The 1033-nt window shown below is 45.9% G+C and carries 2 protein-coding genes; both read left to right on the top strand.

Annotated features, from left to right (window positions below):
• Nucleotides 1-64 precede the first annotated feature (64 nt).
• Nucleotides 65-469: a helix-turn-helix domain-containing protein gene (locus ACM0OX_RS35690; RefSeq protein WP_414519941.1), complete on the top strand. Its 405-nt coding sequence runs from the start codon at nucleotides 65-67 to the stop codon at nucleotides 467-469.
• Nucleotides 470-497: 28 nt separating this feature from the next.
• The gene (locus ACM0OX_RS35685) at nucleotides 498-1022 is read left to right on the top strand and encodes an IS630 family transposase (protein ID WP_414519939.1); all 525 of its coding nucleotides are present in this window, start codon (nucleotides 498-500) and stop codon (nucleotides 1020-1022) included.
• Nucleotides 1023-1033 lie beyond the last annotated feature (11 nt).

The following is a 1033-nucleotide window of genomic DNA, read 5'->3' as shown; positions in this document are numbered from 1 at the left end:
TATAGCGGTTATTAGTCTAGTCCAGTACAATAGGAAAGAGCAATTTTACTGATAACTGGTGGCAATGAAAGCTTACTCTCTCGACTTGCGTCAGAAAATTGTTGATGCTTATGCCTGCGGTGACATTTCCCAACGAAAACTGGCGAAAAACTTTGGCGTCACCTTAAGTTTTGTCCAAAATTTACTCAAACGCGATCGTGAATTGGGCACGATCAGCCCCAAGGTGCGGACTGAGCAGACGCCAACAAAATTGAATGCCGAACAGCTAGAAATCCTGCGCCAACTGGTCACAGCACAGCCCGATGCGACGTTAAGCGAATTGCGGGAACGACTTTATGAGAAAACAGAGGTGTTAATTGGGGTGGCCACAGTGAATCGGATGGTTCGCTTTCAACTCAACCTAAACCTCAAAAAAAAGTCTCCACCCCACGAAAAAAGGCACCTCGGAAGTCCAATTGGCCCGATTTGAGTACTGGAAACTCTTGAGGGGCATACCCGTGGAAAATCTGATTTTCTTAGATGAATCGGGGGTTAATTTGTCCTTCATTCGCAAATGTGCCCGCGCTTTATCAGGGGAACGGGCCTATGCTCCAAAGCCAAATCGCAAAGGGAGAAATGTCTCGGTGATTGGTGCTATTAGCTTAAAAGGACTGCTCACCCACTGGAGTGCTTTAGGTTCTATCGATACCTTGACCTTTGATGCTTTCATCGCTCAAAAGCTAGTACCCCGACTTTGGACTGGTGCAGTCGTGATCATGGATAACTGCTCGATCCATAAAAGTGATGAACTTGAAGCTTTAATCATCGCTGCTGGAGCTAGCCTCATTTATCTCCCCCCCTACTCCCCCGATTTTTCACCCATTGAGAACTGTTGGTCGAAGATTAAGAACATTCTCCGTCGCATCGGTGCAAGGACATATCCTGATTTACTCAAGGCATTAGATGCGGCATTTGCAGAAGTGACGATAGAAAATTTAGTGGGTTGGTTTACTCACTGCTGCTACTGTACTTCAGAAGACTGATAATCGCTATA

It is taken from the genome of Nostoc sp. PCC 9305 (assembly GCF_963920915.1).
Lineage (GTDB): Bacteria > Cyanobacteriota > Cyanobacteriia > Cyanobacteriales > Nostocaceae > Nostoc.
This window is presented reverse-complemented; position numbering and strand designations above follow the sequence as displayed.